The organism is Pedobacter sp. SL55, from assembly GCF_026625705.1.
Classification (GTDB): domain Bacteria; phylum Bacteroidota; class Bacteroidia; order Sphingobacteriales; family Sphingobacteriaceae; genus Pedobacter.
This window is the reverse complement of the sequence record NZ_CP113059.1, coordinates 4,188,811-4,207,783: the sequence shown is the minus strand read 5'-3', so window position 1 is coordinate 4,207,783 and position 18,973 is coordinate 4,188,811. Positions and strand designations below refer to the sequence as shown.

23 protein-coding genes are annotated in these 18,973 nt (G+C 40.2%); 5 read left to right on the top strand and 18 right to left on the bottom strand.

Translation table 11 applies throughout. The features are described from left to right. From OVA16_RS18880 to OVA16_RS18870, 3 genes are read right to left on the bottom strand one after another with little or no spacing between them, the layout of a single operon-like run. Positions 1 to 540: a DUF922 domain-containing protein gene (locus OVA16_RS18880; RefSeq protein WP_267762507.1), complete on the bottom strand. Its 540-nt coding sequence runs from the start codon at positions 538 to 540 to the stop codon at positions 1 to 3. A 31-nt stretch (positions 541 to 571) separates the two neighbouring features. Beyond that, the gene (locus OVA16_RS18875) at positions 572 to 1,171 is read right to left on the bottom strand and encodes a hypothetical protein (RefSeq protein ID WP_267762505.1); all 600 of its coding nucleotides are present in this window, start codon (positions 1,169 to 1,171) and stop codon (positions 572 to 574) included. Next, a complete protein-coding gene (locus OVA16_RS18870; protein WP_138730135.1) occupies positions 1,158 to 1,655 on the bottom strand; it encodes an RNA polymerase sigma factor in 498 nt (165 codons plus the stop codon). The genes OVA16_RS18875 and OVA16_RS18870 overlap by 14 nt, the downstream gene beginning before the upstream one ends. Positions 1,656 to 1,957: 302 nt before the next feature. On the opposite strand from OVA16_RS18870, the gene OVA16_RS18865 reads away from it, so the two are divergent. From OVA16_RS18865 to OVA16_RS18845, 5 genes are all read left to right on the top strand, one after another. Then, a complete protein-coding gene (locus OVA16_RS18865) occupies positions 1,958 to 3,379 on the top strand; it encodes a dicarboxylate/amino acid:cation symporter (protein WP_267762504.1) in 1,422 nt (473 codons plus the stop codon). A 7-nt stretch (positions 3,380 to 3,386) separates the two neighbouring features. Next, positions 3,387 to 3,893, top strand: a complete 507-nt coding sequence (locus OVA16_RS18860) for a hypothetical protein (protein ID WP_267762502.1) — start codon at positions 3,387 to 3,389, stop codon at positions 3,891 to 3,893. Beyond that, complete coding sequence (locus OVA16_RS18855; RefSeq protein WP_267762500.1) at positions 3,894 to 4,397, top strand: hypothetical protein; 504 nt, start codon at positions 3,894 to 3,896, stop codon at positions 4,395 to 4,397. It begins immediately after the preceding gene. 363 nt (positions 4,398 to 4,760) lie between these two features. Next, positions 4,761 to 5,642, top strand: coding sequence for a heparin lyase I family protein (locus tag OVA16_RS18850; protein ID WP_267762499.1), 882 nt, complete (start codon positions 4,761 to 4,763; stop codon positions 5,640 to 5,642). A gap of 18 nt (positions 5,643 to 5,660) precedes the next feature. Continuing rightward, the gene (locus OVA16_RS18845) at positions 5,661 to 6,476 is read left to right on the top strand and encodes a hypothetical protein (protein WP_267762497.1); all 816 of its coding nucleotides are present in this window, start codon (positions 5,661 to 5,663) and stop codon (positions 6,474 to 6,476) included. A 361-nt stretch (positions 6,477 to 6,837) separates the two neighbouring features. Here OVA16_RS18845 and OVA16_RS18840 read toward each other — a convergent pair whose 3' ends face one another. From OVA16_RS18840 to OVA16_RS18770, 15 genes are all read right to left on the bottom strand, one after another. Then, positions 6,838 to 7,593 (bottom strand): hypothetical protein, encoded by a 756-nt coding sequence (locus OVA16_RS18840; RefSeq protein WP_267762496.1) that lies wholly within the window; start codon positions 7,591 to 7,593, stop codon positions 6,838 to 6,840. Between the two features lie 130 nt (positions 7,594 to 7,723). Further along, positions 7,724 to 7,978 carry a hypothetical protein gene (locus tag OVA16_RS18835; RefSeq protein ID WP_267762494.1) on the bottom strand — a complete coding sequence of 85 codons (255 nt, stop codon included), beginning with the start codon at positions 7,976 to 7,978 and terminating at the stop codon, positions 7,724 to 7,726. A 4-nt stretch (positions 7,979 to 7,982) separates the two neighbouring features. Next, the gene (locus tag OVA16_RS18830) at positions 7,983 to 9,743 is read right to left on the bottom strand and encodes a hypothetical protein (RefSeq protein WP_267762492.1); all 1,761 of its coding nucleotides are present in this window, start codon (positions 9,741 to 9,743) and stop codon (positions 7,983 to 7,985) included. After that, the gene (locus tag OVA16_RS18825; RefSeq protein WP_267762490.1) at positions 9,743 to 10,903 is read right to left on the bottom strand and encodes a hypothetical protein; all 1,161 of its coding nucleotides are present in this window, start codon (positions 10,901 to 10,903) and stop codon (positions 9,743 to 9,745) included. Before OVA16_RS18825 ends, OVA16_RS18830 begins: the two co-directional genes overlap by 1 nt. 1 nt (position 10,904) lies before the next feature. Continuing rightward, positions 10,905 to 11,975 carry a hypothetical protein gene (locus tag OVA16_RS18820; protein ID WP_267762488.1) on the bottom strand — a complete coding sequence of 357 codons (1,071 nt, stop codon included), beginning with the start codon at positions 11,973 to 11,975 and terminating at the stop codon, positions 10,905 to 10,907. Between the two features lie 3 nt (positions 11,976 to 11,978). Continuing rightward, the gene (locus OVA16_RS18815; RefSeq protein WP_267762487.1) at positions 11,979 to 12,767 is read right to left on the bottom strand and encodes a hypothetical protein; all 789 of its coding nucleotides are present in this window, start codon (positions 12,765 to 12,767) and stop codon (positions 11,979 to 11,981) included. Next, entirely contained in the window at positions 12,764 to 13,228 is a 465-nt protein-coding gene (locus tag OVA16_RS18810) for a hypothetical protein (RefSeq protein WP_267762486.1), read from the bottom strand. Before OVA16_RS18810 ends, OVA16_RS18815 begins: the two co-directional genes overlap by 4 nt. Further along, positions 13,221 to 14,048 carry a hypothetical protein gene (locus OVA16_RS18805; protein ID WP_267762485.1) on the bottom strand — a complete coding sequence of 276 codons (828 nt, stop codon included), beginning with the start codon at positions 14,046 to 14,048 and terminating at the stop codon, positions 13,221 to 13,223. Before OVA16_RS18805 ends, OVA16_RS18810 begins: the two co-directional genes overlap by 8 nt. 1 nt (position 14,049) lies before the next feature. Then, on the bottom strand, positions 14,050 to 14,544 hold the full coding sequence (locus tag OVA16_RS18800; RefSeq protein ID WP_267762483.1) for a hypothetical protein: 495 nt from the start codon (positions 14,542 to 14,544) through the stop codon (positions 14,050 to 14,052). Beyond that, positions 14,537 to 14,821, bottom strand: a complete 285-nt coding sequence (locus OVA16_RS18795; protein WP_267762481.1) for a hypothetical protein — start codon at positions 14,819 to 14,821, stop codon at positions 14,537 to 14,539. Before OVA16_RS18795 ends, OVA16_RS18800 begins: the two co-directional genes overlap by 8 nt. Further along, positions 14,821 to 15,042 carry a hypothetical protein gene (locus OVA16_RS18790; protein ID WP_267762480.1) on the bottom strand — a complete coding sequence of 74 codons (222 nt, stop codon included), beginning with the start codon at positions 15,040 to 15,042 and terminating at the stop codon, positions 14,821 to 14,823. The genes OVA16_RS18795 and OVA16_RS18790 overlap by 1 nt, the downstream gene beginning before the upstream one ends. 12 nt (positions 15,043 to 15,054) lie before the next feature. Further along, entirely contained in the window at positions 15,055 to 15,531 is a 477-nt protein-coding gene (locus OVA16_RS18785; RefSeq protein WP_267762478.1) for a hypothetical protein, read from the bottom strand. Beyond that, a complete protein-coding gene (locus OVA16_RS18780; RefSeq protein ID WP_267762477.1) occupies positions 15,531 to 16,508 on the bottom strand; it encodes a hypothetical protein in 978 nt (325 codons plus the stop codon). The genes OVA16_RS18785 and OVA16_RS18780 overlap by 1 nt, the downstream gene beginning before the upstream one ends. Continuing rightward, positions 16,508 to 17,167, bottom strand: coding sequence for a DUF6046 domain-containing protein (locus OVA16_RS18775; RefSeq protein ID WP_267762475.1), 660 nt, complete (start codon positions 17,165 to 17,167; stop codon positions 16,508 to 16,510). The genes OVA16_RS18780 and OVA16_RS18775 overlap by 1 nt, the downstream gene beginning before the upstream one ends. Then, a complete protein-coding gene (locus tag OVA16_RS18770; protein ID WP_267762474.1) occupies positions 17,164 to 18,969 on the bottom strand; it encodes a tape measure protein in 1,806 nt (601 codons plus the stop codon). Before OVA16_RS18770 ends, OVA16_RS18775 begins: the two co-directional genes overlap by 4 nt. Positions 18,970 to 18,973 lie beyond the last annotated feature (4 nt).

The following is an 18,973-nucleotide window of genomic DNA, read 5'->3' as shown; positions in this document are numbered from 1 at the left end:
TTAAAGCTGGCTTAACTCACTCTCAAAAAAAGCATCCCATTTTTTTTGCGCTTCCAAATCTGAGCCATGTTTGGTTTCTGCATCATATCGCTCTTGCATGTCGTTATAAAACCTACTGATGTCTTTGGCGGTTCTGTCTATCAATCGTTTGTAGTTGGCAACGGTATAGCTTTGGTTTTTTAAAATGTATTCGCCCTTTTTTAACAAAATAAAATTAATGTAAACGTGACCTTGTTCGTGGTTTAACAACCTGCTGCTCGCTTCTTTATTTCTAATTCGCTCTCTTTTTACCCAAGATTTATTGGCATCAACACCGCCCAAAAAATTAAAGTCTAGTTGCAGGTTGTTGCCTCTAATGGTAGATCTATAGCCATATTGCCAAATGGTACTGGTTACCGCCGCGAAATGCGAATTTGGGTCTGGGTTGCCTTTAAAATGCGTATCCCAATTGATAGTTTCTGGATAAATACGTTCGTGTGTTGTAAATGCGCAAACAATTACAGCTACTGATATTAAAATAATGTTCTTTAGTGGTTTCATTTAACCATAAAAGAACGAAAGTTGTGCCAAATTATTCTGTGTCTTTAAATTGGTTGCTAATGCGCTCAAATTTCTCAATTAACAAAGCAATTCTCTCTTTATCTCTTTTAATTACTGCTTTTCTTACCAAGGTTGAACAAAATATTATCCATCCAAAACTTAAAAATAAAATTAGCACCTGCAGCCAAAAATCAAAATTTTGCAGCAGTTCAAAAAAGTAAAGCCCCATGCCCAAAGAGAGTGCTATTACATAAAACCAATATAACCTATTGTAAAGTTGGTGCCTTTGCAATTGATAAACTTTTAGTTTTTGCAAGAAAATATTAGGATTTTGGGTAAAATCATTTTGTGCAATTACACGGTGGTTGGCGTATAAAATAATGGTATAAACAGTAACAGCCAATATAATAATGCTAATGCCCAAATGGGTGGCTATAGAAGCAAAATCATAAAGAAACCAAACGGCGGCCACGGCAAAAATAGAAAGCGCCATGCCAATAATATTCAATAACGATTTGGTGCGCATGTTACTTACGTCCTTTTTCGCCTGCTTTAGCATATCATCGGCAGATATTTTTACATCAACTGTATGCTTGGCCCATAATGCCTCTATGTGATCAAATTCTTGCATGTTGATTGTATATTTCAGTAAGTTTCTGTTTAATGCGATGTATTCTAACTCTTAAATTGCCTTCGCTAATTCCAGAGATTTCAGCAATCTCATTATAAGGTAATTCATCTAACACCATGGTAATAATTAAACGATCATTTTCTTCCAATTTAGAGATCGATTTGTATAGGAGGGCTATCTGTTCGTTCTTTTCAGAATATTCCTCAATCCTGTTTTCTATAATATTGTCGGTAAGCTCGTCTTTGGCCTGTCTCTTTTCAGAACGCAGGTAAGTTAAACAAGTGTTTACGGCAATTCTATAAATCCAAGTAGAGATTAAAGATTTGTTTCGAAACTTATCCAAATTTTGCCAAACCTTTAAAAATGTTTCCTGTAAAAGATCGTTCGCCGAGTCTGCATCGCCTGTGTAACCATAACACAAGTGAAATATCTTCTTTGAGTTTTTATCGAAAATTTCCTTAAAAAGCTGATCTTTTCGGTCCATTTAGCGTTTTTGTATGTCTATTAGAATAGGATAACATTAAATTGTTACACCTTAAACGGCTACTAAATTAATAAATGTTTGTGTGCTAAGCGCAAATATTTAATTTTGTCAGCTTTGATGGCTTAACAAAAGATTTAAATGGCTTCGCATTCTTTTGATTAACAAAGTGAAGTATTAAATTGAAAGCATAACCCATATAACCAAATAAACTAAATGTGACTTTGTAAATAACAAACACATTAAACAAGCAGTAATAAAATCATTTTAAATTGAGCTTTATTACTATTGAAAACATAAACTAAATGAAAAAAAATAAGACAGGTCTTGTCACCTTAATTTGCATAACTATTGCATTGATCATTACTTTATTAAAAGAATTTAACATTGTAGCCGTTGCAGAAGAAGTAATGATAGCAGCACGATGGGGCTTAGCGGTGGTTTTAGTGGTCTACGCATTAGCAAAAAGAAATTTAACCACTTGGATATTGGTAGCCATGCTTTTAGGGGTGTTTGTTGGGGTCGATTTCCCGAATGTGGCAGCTGCACTACATCCGCTAAGTAAAGGTTTCATTAAATTGGTTAAAACTATTGTGGGCCCAATTCTTTTTGGAACATTGGTTTATGGTATTGCCGGCCACTCAGATTTAAAGCAAGTGGGCCGTATGGCTTGGAAATCGATGTTGTATTTCTTTTGCGCCACTTCTTGTGCCATTTTTATTGGTCTAGCCGTAATTAATATTACCCATGCTGGTGTAGGGGTTGATATTAAGAAAATGCCACAACAGCAATTGCCAACCACTAAAATAGTAGATACAGAATTAGAGTCTTTACCAGATAATGTGCATGGCATCTACAAATTTGCTCATTTCTTTTACGAGCTTTTCCCAGAAAATGTAGTTAAATCAATGTACGAGAACAAAGTGCTACAGATTGTAGTGTTTTCTGTACTATTTGGTATCGGTTTGGCCATGGTAGAAGAGAAAAAGCGAAAACCTATGGTAGAGTTTGCAGAGAGTTTATCGGAGGTAATGTTCAAATTTACTAACCTCATCATGTACTTTGCACCAATAGGTGTAGGGGCTGCAATGGCTTATACAGTTGGGCATTTAGGGGTAGATATTCTAAAGAACTTATTCATGCTTTTGGGGTCGCTTTATATTGCGCTAATTGTATTTGTGCTGTTGGTATTTGTACCCATTATGCTTTTCTTAAAAATACCCATCAAAAAGTTTATACAAGCGGTAAAAGAGCCAGTTTCTATCGCATTTGCCACCACAAGCTCTGATGCGGCTTTGCCAAAGGCGATTAGCAATATGGAGAAATTTGGCGTGCCACGTAAAATTGTATCGTTTGTAATACCAACGGGTTACAGTTTTAATTTAGATGGTACATCATTATACTTATCTTTGGCTTCTATTTTTGTGGCGCAAGCTGCCGGAATGGACCTAAGTATAGGGCAACAATTGGCCATTGCATTTACCTTAATGATTACTTCTAAAGGTGTTGCTGCCGTGCCAAGAGCCTCGTTAATTGTGCTCATTGCTACAGCAGAACAATTTGGTTTGCCGGTATTTATTATCGCAGCCATTTTAGGTATTGATGAATTGATGGACATGGCTCGAACTTCGGTAAATGTAATTGGTAATTGCCTAGCTACTGTGGTAATTGCCAAATGGGAGGGAGAGTTTGATGACAATGCATCAAATAATTTTACAGCAGATTAAATAAATAATGACTTCAAAAGGTAAAAAGATATTTCTAGCGTTAACCGTAATTGTTCCGTTTTTAATCTACAGCATAGTATATTATGCGCCAATTATTAGAAATGCTCCTTTTCAGGAAAAAGATTTTGTTTCCTTAGAATACAAATGGGGCACCGGAGAGCAATTAGAAAACAGTTACAATTCTGCCACTGGCAAATTTGAATATGTGAATAAAAACGATTCGTTGATCAAAACAAATATTAAGTTAACTACAAGAGATATCAAATATTTGGATAGCATAGCCGATGTGCAGGGCTTTTGGAACTTGCCAGATGTAGTGGCCAATAGTGAGGCAGATTTAAAAGACCCTAAAAAATTACGCTACTTCATTAAGTTCAACTATAAAAAGAAAGCTAAAGAAGTAATTTACTTTCCAAACTTTACAGGTGCCGAAAGAATGAAGGGTGCCGTAAGCAAGGTGCAGAAAGAAATAGAACTTACATTGATTGATAAGGAAGCTACGCTAAACAAATAAATGAAGCCTAAAGCAACAAAGATACTTAACATTGCTGCGGTACTTTTTGTAGTAATTGCAGGAGGTTATTTTGTAATGAAAATGAGAAGTGGCGGCAAAAGAGCAGCATCTTTTACAAGTTTAACTTATAAGTGGGGCGTTGGCGATACCCTGCAAAATAGCTATGATTCTAAAACCGGAGCGTATCAATTTTTAGATCGTAACGACCAGCTCATTAAAGAGAATTTTAAGTTGCGTACCAACAACGTAATTTTTCTGCATAGTAAAATTAACGAACAAGATTTACTCCATATTCCAGATACGATAGCTAATTCAGTAGCCAACCTGAAAGACCCAAATGTATTACGTTACGAGTTTAAATTCGTTTACGATGATACCACTAAAAATATCATTTACCTTACCAATTACGATAAAGACCCTGTAATAGCTAACAAAGCTCAAGCTTTACAAAAAATAGTTCAGCAAGTTATTACCGAAGCCGAAGAGCGTTTCGTAAGTAAATAAATCTTTTTAGAAAAGTATTCTCCTACGGCTATTTGCGGATAGCCCTGTTTTTCGCTGCAATCTTTTTGTTTGCTTTATCAATTCACTTCTTATTGTGCTTGGCTTATCGAAGCAGCTGTTTAATTTCTTTTAAGGTAAAACAAAAAGGATTTACGCTGCAACCAGGTTTATAAATCAAATTTGCTACAACTATTAAAATAGCGAGCGGCAGTTCTGTGCCAAATTAAGCTTGTCTTCCTCATCTTCAATGCCTCTGGAACCGTTATAAACCTTAGTGTTAAAATCTTCTAAAAAATTTGCTTCGTAATTTTATTTGTATAAATTTGGTCAACCAAATATTGGTCAACCAAATTTATTCTTTGTATGAAAAAGCACAACCTGCTTTACGTTTTATGCATCTGCATGCTTGGCTGTGCCTGTAGCAAGCAAAAATCTTCGCCGTTAGAAAAGGAAGTAACAGCGGGCAATGGTAATCCAGTAAATAATACAACAGAAGGCACAACCTTAAGCGCTAACGGCACTACAGAAACCTACCAACTCATTAACAGTGTTTTTGGCGGTACAGGCGATGTAATTGAAGCTCCAGATTGTAGCCATTTAGGCTTTGGGAAGCATATTAACCAAGTTTTTGATAACGATTTGAAACGACAGGTTTTTGCCTTTACCATTCATCTTACACCAGACAACGATAAATGTGAAAATTCGGATAGACAGCGTAACGAAATTAAAACTTATGATAGGTCGCCAGAAAATTTAAAGGCTAGTAAAGATGAAAAGGTGCTTTATAAATGGAAGTTTAAACTCGACGCCAGCTTTAAGCCATCTAGTGATTTTACGCATATTCATCAGTTAAAGCCTATTGATGGCGATAACCAACTACCAATTATTACGCTTACTGGAAGGTACAAAGCTGCTGGCGATGTTTTAGAGGTAATACATACTGGCGATACAGACGCCACTTCTAGAAAATATCTCGCAACTATTCCATTGGCCGATTTTAAAGGCCATTGGGTGGAGGTGGTGGAACGTGCTACTTTTTCTTTCGATGGTAAATACGAAATACAGATCAACAGAATTAGTGATGGAAAGCTTTTGCTAAAGCAAGCCTTTACCAATATAGAAATGTGGCGTAAAAACTCGACCAGCTGCCGTCCAAAGTGGGGAATTTACAGAAGAACGCTACAGCCACAAATGCTAAGAGACGAAACCGTTTGGTTCAACGATTTTAATATTACCGAATACTAACTTTTAATACGATATACGATGAAGAATTTATTTGCTGCTACTATTTTAACGTGCTCAATCTGTACACTTTCTTTTGCGCAAGCACCAGTCATAAATTATGACTTTGGCGATAAGGAGGCTTCTTTTAATCCAAATCCAGGAGCTTCTTCAACTTCTTTTTTGCCAAAAATTGCTAACAACAAAGCAGCTCGGGTAAGAATTCGCACCGCATCAGACGGTACTGGCGCATTTAACTTGGTTAAAAGTAGCGCCAATTTTATTAAAGGTGCTGGTTTAGAGATTGTAGCGGGTACTACCACTAGCAAGTTTTCTATATATAACCTCGCTTTTGAAAATGTAGCCAAAACAAGTTTCAATATCAAAATAGATGCGGTAAATGCTGGTCAATGGGTATTTGCTAATGGCGTTTCAGAAAATTCTGATGATTTATTCCAAGGAAATAGTGGTGTCAAAGAAAGCTCAACAGAAATCTTCGCTGGTTTGCGGTGGAATTTATCTGCCGCCAATCAAATAAATTTCTATAGCCGAGCTGGTGGCAAATGGACTTCAGTTAAAGGAGTTTCATTTGTTAAAAACACCGATTATTTAATAGAAGTGTACAGTAACAACAGTGCTGAAACTAAAAAATATACCAAAGAAGCCGAACAGACTTTAAATGCGGGTACTTATCATATTTGGGTAAACGGTAAGCGTGTGGCGGGCGAATTTGTATCGGGTGGTTTAGTGGCCGGCAATAGTTTAAACGCTTTGATGATTTATGGGGTTACGCCCAAGGCTAATGATACCATGGCTAAAGCTTGGCTAGATAATTTAGAAATTAACGGAACTCTATAATAAATGTAATTAAATGGGAGAGCTTAATTGGTTCTCCCCAATCTATAACCAAATATTTAATCCGTATGAAAAGAATTTTACTATTGATTGTTTTAAGCTGCTTTACTTAAAATCGGAAAATCGAAACGGTACAAAAATAAAAAACCAAACGGCACAATTTCATAATTTTATCAAGGAATAAAAAAAGCCTTTCAAATAACTCGAAAGGCTTTTAGTATAAGGCTGGGCCCGAACCAGCATACCGCCATTACCACGCCCATATCATGCCTTCGGGCTCGACTTTGCAACTTTATTGCTTTCAGGGGCTTTCCTTGTAGCATGTTTTTATCCCCACAAATACATACAAATATACTTTTAATTTCTATTTAGTCAATGAAACAGGACTTGGCGCCACTTTTTCAAGTAGCCGCATAATATTACACTTTATCTTTTCTTTATCTCGCTTCCAATCTGTTTCGCGCATCCCTTTGTCATACTCAGGATATGGTAATTGCGACGACCTAAATTTAAAGCGTTTACACAAAGGATAAATGTAGCGGTATGTCTTTACTTCAAACGCCTTATAATCTCCCACTAGATAAGCGATATTAGCCCGTAAGTAGCCCGTAGCACTCGTGGTGTTAGTTAGTATTTGTTCATGGGTCACTTCTCCGCTTCTACTGTTTATCAAAAACTTTGTGTAATGATAGCCATAATACTGAAAGTTTGCGGCTTTGTAAATGGTACCACAACCAAGACGGCCATCTGCGAAACTTTGGATTGCAACCAAGTTGGGATCATGTTTTCTAATTATCTTAATCGACGCTCCAATTAAAATAGTTTCGGCGTTCTTACCTAAACTATCATCAATCCACATACGGTTTAACTCACACATCCAAGCTTCGGGATTGGGGTGCTCAAACATCTTGGCATTAAGATTTTTCACATAACCGTAAACAGCTACGCCCAAACACTTATTTGGTTCATCAGCTCTAAAGACGCCTACGTTATACACACCAAAGCCGCCATCGTTCCATTTGTGGCTATAATGATTTTTAACAATCATTTCTTTAGCCAATTTCTTTTCTACGGGCTTAATAATTAATTCGCCCAACTTCGTACTCTTTTTAATCTCCATAATCCTATATTTGTAATCTCACCAAAACAAAATGCACAATTTACACCCTAAGGCTTACGCCTCGGTTATGTACGTTGTGCATTTTTCTTTTTTGTTTTGGTGAGGACTTAACAGGAAGAGCCGAGGCGTTTTATTCAGCTTTCAAAATGCCGAGATTTACTAAAAGAGCATTAGCTCGTTGCTCTCTAGTTTCGCCAGTGAGCATAAATTGCTCAATTATTACCTCGTGGTCGTGATGGTCTAAGTAGCGCTCATTATCATCAAAGAACTCAATCCTAACCGTACTCTTTTCAGCAAAAAAATCTCTGCCAACCCAAAACAAGGTAACGAAATTCGCACCTGCTCTTTTTCCAACTTGAGGGTCTTGTATCGCAATTCTTTCCATATTGTTATTCTAAATCGTTTCCTAAACTATCTTTAATTGTAAAACCGTTTTTATTGATGGATGTACCAACAACACGACTATAAGAACCATTCACTACAACATTTCCTTGCAACGTTTTAGTACCGCCGCCAGAAAGTGTAAGATTGGTATAAATTAAACCGCTCCCACTGCCTTGCACATTTTGATTGCCTTGCTGATTGTAGTTTATGTTGGAAGCGTTCAACGTCCCACCAACAATAATAAACGCATTCAACGAGAGGCCAGTGACTTTAATGTACAATGTGCCTGTAACTGTAACTGTAGTAGCGGCCGCAATAATTTTAATCCATCCATTATTACCACTGACTACATCAGAAAACTCAACATCATTGTAAGTGCCGCTCGGGATAGTCGATGTTGCATTTCTACCAAAAACTACCTTAGCAATCGTTAGTGAAAAGCCATTTAAATTAATGCCTGTAGTTATCGATTGGTTTAACGCACACCAAGACAATGTATTTACCGACAAGTTGCCTGTCAATGTTTTAATCCCTGTTATATTTGCTGGGTTATTAAAATTCAATTCATCAAGTGAGCCTGACGGCAAATTTCTGTTAACTGAAACTCCGTTATCAGTAAACTTTGTAAACCCGGCTACATTATAACCGTTCAAATCTAAGGTCGCCGTTCCATCAAAATACAAATGCTCACAAACGGTATTACCTGTTAATGATTTTACACCACTTGTAACTAATCCCAACATTCTATAACCGCCATCGTCCGGAACCCTAATACTTTGCGATCCATTTGCCCCATACATGAAACGATTATCAGCTTGATTAGTATAAAGCAAACCTGCTGGCATTAGGTCAGCTACATTTCCCAAAAACTGAAACCAAAAGCGACAGTCAAAGATAGAGGATGAATTTACCCCTATAATTTTTGTAGTAGATACATAAGCGCCTGACGAATTTTGTGTAACATGTCGCAATGTAACACCGCTATCTATCTTAATATATGGTATTCTATAAGCACCGTTAGTGTTTAAATATTGTAGCGAATTAATGGTGAAAACCACCTCGCTCTCTCCGAAGTCCGCTGTGTTAGCAGTTAATACAATATACAATCCGTTTCTAAATTCAAAAACAGTACCTGTAGGTAGGTTTACTGCCGAAAATACGCCAACCGAATATTGAGTTGCACCAAGCACTATGTATCTGTTATATGAAGTGGCGATGACAGGTGTAAAGTTTGCCGCAGTATCTGCACCTTCGATGGTTAAATTGAAAGCCCCTAAATCTAGATTACCAGCACTTCTAATTAGATAGCCTTTTATAACTAAATTATTCCCTAAACTTCTATTACCGCCGCTAAGCCTTAACCCCCAATAATCTAAGTTTGGTATTACTAAATGGTTTGAGGTCAAAAAAATTACATCAAAACTGTTTACAGTCCTTATATAGTTTCCCCATACACTAAGAGAACCATCTGTGATGTTGAGCGTATTGGCGTAATAAAAAGTTCCTGAATTAACTATGTTACCAGTCGTCAACGAAAAGTTTTGGTTAAAAGAAATGCTCTCTCCAATAATTAGACTTCTTATTGAAGCGTTCACATTTTGCACACAGTTAGCCGATATGATTGCAATCTGATTTGCGGTCGGCAAAACACCCAATCTCCAATTAGCAGGGTTATTCCATAAGTTACTAACTGTACCTAAAAACTCATTGATAGGCTCAACCATTAGCCCCCAAACCATCTTATTATTTTCGTTAACTATTGGCATTACTGTGCTATTATAAAATCCCAAATGTATTGCGTACTAGCTGTTAGAGCAGTACCAACACTAAGTGTTAAAGTTGTAGTGGTTGTCGTGTTGTAGGGTCTAACAGACAATGCCGCCGCATTCGTATTTTTTGGCGACGTTACCACAAAAGGAGCCGAGCCATACGGACGGTTAAAAGTCACAGTAGCGAGCGTGCCAGTAGTTGGTGAAGTACCGACGGTTAACGTTATCCTAAAACCTAAATCCGTGCCTGAAATTGATATACTTGGCGTTGTACCCGCTGCTGCACCTGCTGATATGGACGGCGTAGAAGTCCTACCTCTCAAATGGTCAATTCTACCTCCAATAGGTATTCTAACAGGCGTACCACTATCGTAAAGAAAAAACCAGTAATCTGTATTTTTCCAATATTGAGTTTGTTCCTGTGTACTTATTGCAGGACCGATGTACGCGTTATCGCTCTCTCTCCAATTGCTATCATTATTTAGTAAGGCGGTGACAGTAGAGTTAGTAATGACCGGCAATATTTTTTGCAAAATATCTTCAATGTTCTTATTTGCATCTAAAGACAAAATCCTATTTGCTGTCAAGCTATTCAGCTTAGGCGCCGTTCCAAAAGTAATTAAACCGCCTAGGGTAAAAGCTTGTGTTTTTACCCAAGTCCACCAATAAAATAAACCTCGTCGGCTTACAAATTTGTTATCTTCTACAACAACTGCTTGAGCTTCTAACTCGGCGTCGCTTGCTTTAGTACCCGTCAACTTTGTATCAACAACGGTCGCCAAATAATCAAAGTCAGCTTGCGCACCGTCGGCCTTATCTTCAATCCTAGTTAAGTCCGCACCTAAAGCCTCATTGTCCGACGGATTACCCTCTAACTCTGCAAATGAAGAGGCACCGCCGCCCGCACCCGTAACAACTTTGCTCCAACTAGCCAAAAGATTAACAGCGGCAATATTTTTAAGCCTATAATCGGCGTCCTCGCTTTCGACGTAGACTTTGGTTACACCCTCAATTAATTTACTTTCCAAGCCCACGAAATCCGTTAACAACGTGGTTAAGTCGGCGGTTTTAAGCGCACCACCTTTTACATTGCTTGAGCGTACAATTGGCTCGGCGGGGTTGGCGTGTTCGTATTCGTCTGGTCTTTTAATAGCCATATTAACTAAATGCTAAAGTGTTATTGATAAATGCTTGAGTGGCGTTGCTTCGGTAAATGCGATAGGTTACAGCGCCGCCAAATTCATCCGCACCCGTTAAGTCGCCAACCTTTGTAAAAGCCCCAAGTATCGGCGCCGAGCCATCCATTACCACGCCCGATAAATCGCCGTCGCTTGCTCGGTACACGAACCAAGTATATTGACCAGCGCCAGCGGTAACGTTTGAAACCGTGCGAGCTTTGCCCGAAAGTGCGCTATTACCAAGAGCGACAATTGCCGCCACATCGGCGGGAGCTGATGAAGCATAGCCCAAAAACGAACGGTAAACAAAGTTTGCTTGCTTGGTATTGTTGACAATTAACCCCTCGCTATCTTCTATTGTTAAACGGTAGTAAATTGGCGCATTGTTAACAGCGCCGCCGTTTATATTGGCATCAACAAATGGCGAAGCGGGCGGCGTTGCCGTGTTGATTAACTCTGTCCATGCTAGGCCATCACGAGAGCGCTCCAATTTTAGGTTGACCAATGTAGCACCTAATGAGTTAATGGCATAACTATAATTTACATTCAAATCAACGTCAGTCTTTTTGTTGTAAGTAATAGAGCTTGAGCTTAACGACAAATTAGCCGTTGGTGCAATAGCTTCTTGAGCGCCGATTAACATTAATTCGACGGCAGATTTTCCCGCCGCTGGTACCACTTGACCGTTTCCCCATTTGAAAAAGAATTTACCACCCGAAAGCGACACCGTAAAGTTGCTCTCAAAAACATCGGGATTTAAACCACCACCCGCACCAATTAAACTTTTAAGCTCATTAATTGCAGCAACTATTGAACTCTTTTCGCTGGTTTGTAAATCCTCCAAAGCACCCAAAGCGCTTAATATTGTAGTAACTTGGGTTGTACTTGCTTTACTTGCTAGAACAGTAGCCAAGTTGGCAACGTTGGCAATTGTAACCGTGTCTTCGCTTTTGTGAAAAAACGTGTCGATTAGGTTAGCGAATTGCGCTTGAGTTGGTTTTTTTCCCGTCTCAAGATATTGCTTTAAAATATTTCTTGCTGTTATCGGCATGGCTTAACCTCCTACATATTCTATAAAAACAACCACTCTATAAGGGTTTAACACGTTAATTGGCTCGGGGTCGGCTGAACCTGCCGAGGTAGTATTTTTGTTATTTGCTCCTGGTACTGCAACGTCTCTATCGTTGGCGTTATCACTACGACCATTTACAAAACCAACAGCCACGTTGTGAGCGTGGGCTATTAAGTTTGCCAAAGTCATTTTAACACCTTTTGCACCGCCCGTTTTACCGACTGTATTAAATTCTGCCTGTTCTGTATCTAAACCAATAGGCAGACGGCCTCGCCAGTCTACAACTTCCGCCCATCCGTCGGGAATGTCGGCGGCTGGCCTATTCCAAAGAACCATTCCACCTTTACCAGCAATTGTAAAAGGTGCTGCCACTTTTTCCAATCTATCCAAACGAGCAAGAACGCCCTCGGATTTATTTCGTTTAAAATCCGTCCATTGGTAATTTGTTACACCATCATCGCCAAAGCGGGCAACGCGCAGCTTTTTGGCGGGCTGTAGCGTTCCGTCTTCGTACGGTATGTTAATTACCGTCTCAACGATAATTACTTTAGCGTCGATTGCTCCAGCTTCAAACGGCATAATTTCGCCAGCAATAACAACCACACCCGCCGACACGTTAGAACCTGCCACCTCGCAACCGCTTAGAATTGCTAAATTACCAGCATAAGCAGCTGCTCCACCAGCAGCCGAAAGGATGCTGTTTTGCAAAAAATCAAGTTTGCCTTGATCAAATTTAAAGCCGTTAGGAAACGTAAAATCTAATTGGTTCATATCGTGTAAATTTTATAGCGTTTTGCTGCTAGTTTGTAAAAATCAACTTGCCCCTTAATATCAATCTTGGTTTGGTTGTTGTTTAATTCTGCGGGTATCCATACGATGAAATCCACCCCCGTATCGGCGTAGTCCTCTTCGTTGTAAAGTATCATTTCGCCTAATATTTTTGGTTTGTCCTCTATCTCTAAATAGATGTAAACGGGGTCTTTAGTGTAGCCGTCGGTTATGTATATGCGACGGCTAGCGCTATCAAACAAATCGTTTAACATCTTTTCCATGCTATACACTTGGCTATTGTGGTTAAGCTTGAAAATATTGTTATCTCGGTTAGCCAAGAAAACGCCGTAAGCTTCCGTTACTGGCCAGCAATAGGAACGAAGTAGTGCCAAAGCCTTAGGCTTGCGCAAAAACGCAGGCATCAACCATAATACAAGCTTGCTAAAGTCTACGTTAAACATCTTGGCGGTAATTAATAATTAAGTCCTCGTCGTTAATTCTCAAATAGCCCGCATCGGGAATATATTTCTCATCAATGGCACTAAAAGGGTAAAGCCCGTATTTAGCCTGTGCAAGCTTTACCACGGGCAATTCTACGCCGTCAACAACTTGCAGCCTATCCACTAGGCGGGTGTTTGCGTATTCGCCGTTAAATGGTAAATTTTTTAAATACTCTTTAAGCGCATCTTTTACGGGCTGATTGTTTGTGCCGTCGATGCGTTGGCCAGCAGCATTTAAAACCAAGGGGTTATAAAATACATCTAACACAAGCTTCAATTGGTCGGCTGCGTTACTTTCGCATTGAACTTTAACACCAGCGTCTTTAATCCTCTTAATGTAATTGGTAAAGCTTGCAAGCTCGGGAGCTGATAAGGCAACCAAGTCATCGGCGTTATTTTTAGCCGCTTTAATTCTCAAGCGTCCGTCAATCTCGGTTACACTCGAAACCGCAATAATTTTTTGAGCTGCTATTTGGCTAGGCGTTAAACCTGTATTATCGTAACCACCCGTTACTTCGTTTATATCTTGCCCGTATTGAAAGGCAAGCGCTTGCTCTCGGTACCATCTTGGCGAATGCGGTTTTTGCAAAAGGATATTTGCGTTAACCTCGCTTTTATGCAAATCAAAAAGATTTTCCAAAGCGACAATACAAACGGCTACCACGTAAGCAAACAGGTTATAAATTGCGGTACGGCTAGTTGAATTTAAGCCCGCTAACTCGGTTTGGTTATTCTTGTAAGTAATAATACTTTGATAAACTTGCTCTATCGTTCTTGCCATGTTATTGTACTTTAAAATCTACCTCAATTGCCCAATAGTCCACACCCTCTAAAACTGGCAATGGCGGTTGTCCCGCTGGTGCCGACGTTGTAGCGCTTGCTGGTTTCCAACTGTTATTTCTAAAGGTTTGTGCTACCTTTTTATTTAATGGATTGATACTAAAATCAATTATTTGCGACGTGGTCAACTCCGCCGTTGTCGGCAAACGGTTTAAAAGCGACAAAGCAAATACAGCCTCTAAGCTTCCTAATTCTTGCACCGCTAAATCTAAAAGCGTTTGGCCAGCCATAACACTAACTTGAGCTTTGTCGGGGTTGGCAATAGGCGCCATTACCGACGGCTTAAACTTCAAGCCCGAGCTTTGCAACATTTCGCCAACAACAAGCTCGTCCGTTATACTTTTACCATTTGCAAAAGCAACCCCAAAAACCGCCTCTAAACTTCCATCTAGCAAAGCTGCGTCGAGCATTGTAGTATGTGGTAAAACCTTAATCATAACTAGCGTCTATCAATAATTTACCGTTATCCATTCCCAAGCTTTTTACTCTCATGCCATCGGTCGAAAATTCGAGCCTAACCTCACGAAGTAAAGCCGCTGGACTATCGTCTTTTAAAAAATTAGTCAATCCAACTCCCATCGTTGGAAACTGTTTAAAGCTTCCCTTTTCAGCTAAGAGCAAGCAAGCTTGGTGCTGGTTATCGCTCAAGCCAACAACCAAATCGCCGTTGGCAATTTGCAAGTCGTAATCTTCATCAAGCAAAAAATCGTTCATTACTCAAGCCCTCCGTTAAATGTTCCCGTAACCGCACCGTTAGGAGCTGTTAAACCGCTATTGTATTTTACCGTAGCACTTTTTACATAAGCTTCAATAGCATTCGCCAACTCTTGTATAAACTTAGTTTTCGCTTCCGCTGGCGAAAGCTCGCCGTTATCTAAGGTCGCATCGTAAAGCGTCGTTAAATCTGTAATAAGCTTCGGTTTGTTTAACGCCATTTTAACACCTGTTTAATTGCTATTAAATAGCTGGTTAATGCGTGATGTAATTGCAGTAATACCCTCCACATCTTTAGGAGCGTATATTTTTAGCATTTGCGCCACAATTTCGTTTAATATGTTTTGGAGGCTTTCGTTGCCCCGTTTAACTTCAAATCCTTGATTGGTAATTGTTAGTGAAGCGTCGCCCACACTAACTTTGTATTTTTCAATTTCCGAGCAAGCAACAATTAAATACTCCCCTTCAACTATTTTAACAAGCACCACCTCGGCGCCAACTTTTGGCATTACCTCAATGCTTTTCACAGCACCAGCGACCGCCTTTAGGCGAACGTCGAACAAATCGCCGCCCTCGTTGTCAAGCTTCACATCGGCAACAAAGTCTACATCGTCAACGGAAGTAATTACCCCCTCAAACACTTGGTCGCCAACTTCCATCTTGATATATCTTGCAAGAGCTTCAAGTATTTTATCTTCAAATTCAGCCATTACAAAGACCTCCCAATTTCAATTTTGCGACGGGCGCCATTCATGCCGTAACTAACCTCCGTACTCATTACCATGTAACTACCGCCTCGGTTATACTTCTTGTCAATGATTTTTGCCACGCAGCTAGGCTCAATAAACGGTTGTAGAAAGCAAGTAATTGAACCCTCATAGCCCGTAAATTTTGCCTTTGCTAAAGCGTCGGCAGCGGTACGCTGTAACCAAGATTGGTCGGTAATATTCGGAATTGTAATTTCCCGTAATACACCGTCTTTATCGCCTACCTCATAAAGCAGCCTTTTATTTTTCTTGCCTTTGCCCGTTACCAACCGAACCAAAACCCGAGTATCATCCGCAAGCCTGTATTTTAGTTGGTCGTCCCTTAAAACATTCCATCCCAAACGGAGCGAAACGGTTTCTTTTAACACTCCTTGCTGTAAGCCAACGTATAACTCGTTAAAGTTGAAATAGGCAGTTAAAAGCATTTTCTTTTTGAAGTAATCCAACACCTCTAAACCGTTTACATTGCGCAAGGCAAAATTTGTCAGCTTAACCGTGGGTATAAATCCCGAAAGCTTCACGTCGGTATCTTTAACGAGGTGCTGCAACACTTCTAATAAAGTTGTACTTTTCCAACTTATCAAAAAACGTTTTCGGCGCAATTGCCATCCGAAACCCTCACACTCCAAGACTACTGGAATAGCTGGCGACACCCGCCTAATAAACCCGTCAAACTCCCGCACCAGCTCTCCGTTGTAGCCTAAGTGTATAACCACTCTATCACCCTCTTTAAATTGTTTCGCACTTTCTACCGAGCTTTGCGGCAAAGCGTCGTTTTGCAACACTCGCCCCAAAGCTGGTATTTTGATCGTGGCGGTGTCCATGTAGCTGTTAACACTTCGTTTAACTACTATCTCATTTACACCACCTTTTAAGGAGTAGTCCCCAAGCTGTATTTTACTATTTAACTTAAAAGCCATTAGTCTACTGCATAAAGGTCAAACACTCCATCTTGCACCAGCTCAAATGTGTAATCACGAACGCCAATAACTTTCGCTTTCTCGGGTATCTCCAAATTGCGCATCACAACACGGTCGTCCTTTTCTAAAAACAAATCTGTTAGCGCACTTTTCATCACAATTGGCTCGTTAGTTTCGTACAACTCTTTTAGCTTGTTCAATTGCTCGTCGGGAAATTGGTTGTTTGGGTCTATTAAAAAACCCTTAACCGAAAAATCATAACCCGAACACGCAATTTCTTCTATTACGGCACCGTTACGCTCTACCATTGGCGTTTCAACAATTATCTTGCGGCTACGCACTCCAATCACACAAAACGGAAACTCGTAATCTATACCACCAGCACTAAGGGTAAGCGGGCAAAACACCTCACGTCCCAGCATATCTTGCTGTCCATAAATCGGCGTCCCTTTTATGGTTGTGGTTTTCTTTATTTGGCCAGCTGGCACCACAAATTCGTTGGTGTCGCTCGCCTCGGGAATAGCGCCGATACTAATCGGTCTATAACCGTAAAGCGTATTCATAATATTGGCTATATCGTAAACAACAGGTGTACCCGCTACATTCGTAACACGTTCAACTGCTTTTAAGCCTCGGTCTTCTATTATCTGCTTTATCATTCCGTTGCTGCTGAAACTCCCGAGTTAACCACTCTTAAAAACACTTCTTTAATTTTTTGCTCCATATCGTCAATGCCATTTGAGGCACTAGCAGCATGGATATTTAACTCGTCGAAAAACTTATTGACGGTTATAGTTAGATTTTTGACGCCGCCGCCGCTAATTCCATTGTTAGACGAAGCCATCGAGCTGGGAGCGCCACTAGCAGCACCAGCCAAACCACCAGCCAAACCGCCGATACCATCAGCCGAGGCCGTTCCGCTATCTTTCTTTTTGGTAAGCTTAATTAGCTTACTGTTTTTACTGATAGAGTTTAGGTTATCGGCAAACTCCTTTAGGTTGGATTGGCGTTGTTGCTGCCTTGATTTTTCAAGCGTTTCAATTTCCGCCGTCGCTTTGGTTTTAATCTCGGCAAACAAAGCTTGCTTTGCCTCGGCAAATTTGAACGATAGCGCAAGCCTCATAGCGTTCATTAAATTGGCAATTGCACCGCCAACCCATTGAAACGTTTGTTTGATTTTTAGCCAAAATAATTCGGCTCTAAAACCAATCTCTTGAAACATATTTTTAAAGGCTATCCACGCCAGCATACAAAAGGATTTGATAACAGCCCACAAAGCTTTCATGGCAGCACCCCAGCCCTCGTATTTGGAAACTAGCGCCACAATTAAGCCGATAATAGCAGCGATTAAAAACACAGGCCACATTACGGCAATATTTAAAGCCCATTGCGTGATTGCCGCCCACTTCGTCACCACCTGCCAAATACCAATACCAACCGTTAAAGCTGCTATTGCACTTGCCAAACCATTCAACAATGCGGGGCTATCAATCAGCCATTGGCCGAAATCCATTAACGGCACCATTGCCTCTAAGGTTGAAGCGCCCACACGAGCCATCAAGCCCTCAAACGCACCTTGTAAACCCAAGAGCTTGCCCGGTGCGGTTTCGGCTAAAGTGTTGGTCATGTTGTAAAAACGACCGCCCTCACTAGTTGCCGACATGATTGCTTGCTGAACCATAGAAAAGGAAATTTTGCCCTTTTCCATATCTTCTTTGAGCTTCGCCATTGTGCGCCCCGTGGTACGCTGCAATTCCTGTAAAGGATTAAAACCAGCGTTGATAAATTGGAGGTTATCTTGCCCCATCAATTTACCTTGAGCCGCAACTTGGGAATAAACCAAACCTAAGCTTTTGAACTTTTCGGCGTTACCAATGGCGAGGTCGCCAAGCCTTTGAACGGCTGGCATAACGTTTTTGGCTTCGATACCAAAACCAAGCATCGTTTTACCTATATCCGTAACCTCATTGCCGTAGATGGTGTCTTGTGCATACTTGGTCAAATTGCCCGCCAGCGCTTGGCCTTGCTGCTTACCCGCTAAGACTTCGTAAGAGGTGTTAGTCATGGTTTTTTCCATACCCATGTTAACCACACCACCGAAGCCAGCAACGCCAGCCATAGCCAAAGCACCAGCAACCAAACCGCCCATACCAAAGGCACCACCACCGCCAGAACGCCCCAAGTTTTCCAACCTATCACGACGACGCTCTAATTGTTCCATTTCACGATTAACACGCCTAATTTGGCGGCTATCAACTGAAATTTCACGGGTACGCTTTAAATCATCTAATTTTCTATTTATGGTGCCAATAGAACCGCCAAGCCTTTGAAAGTTGTTGTTTGTTCTATTAAGGCTATTAGAAATTCGAGCAAAAGAGCTTTCGCCAGCGCTCGCAAGTTTTCCTAGCGTGGCGCTGCCTAAGTCCTTAATTTTTACTACAAATTCTACTAAATTGCTCATTAGA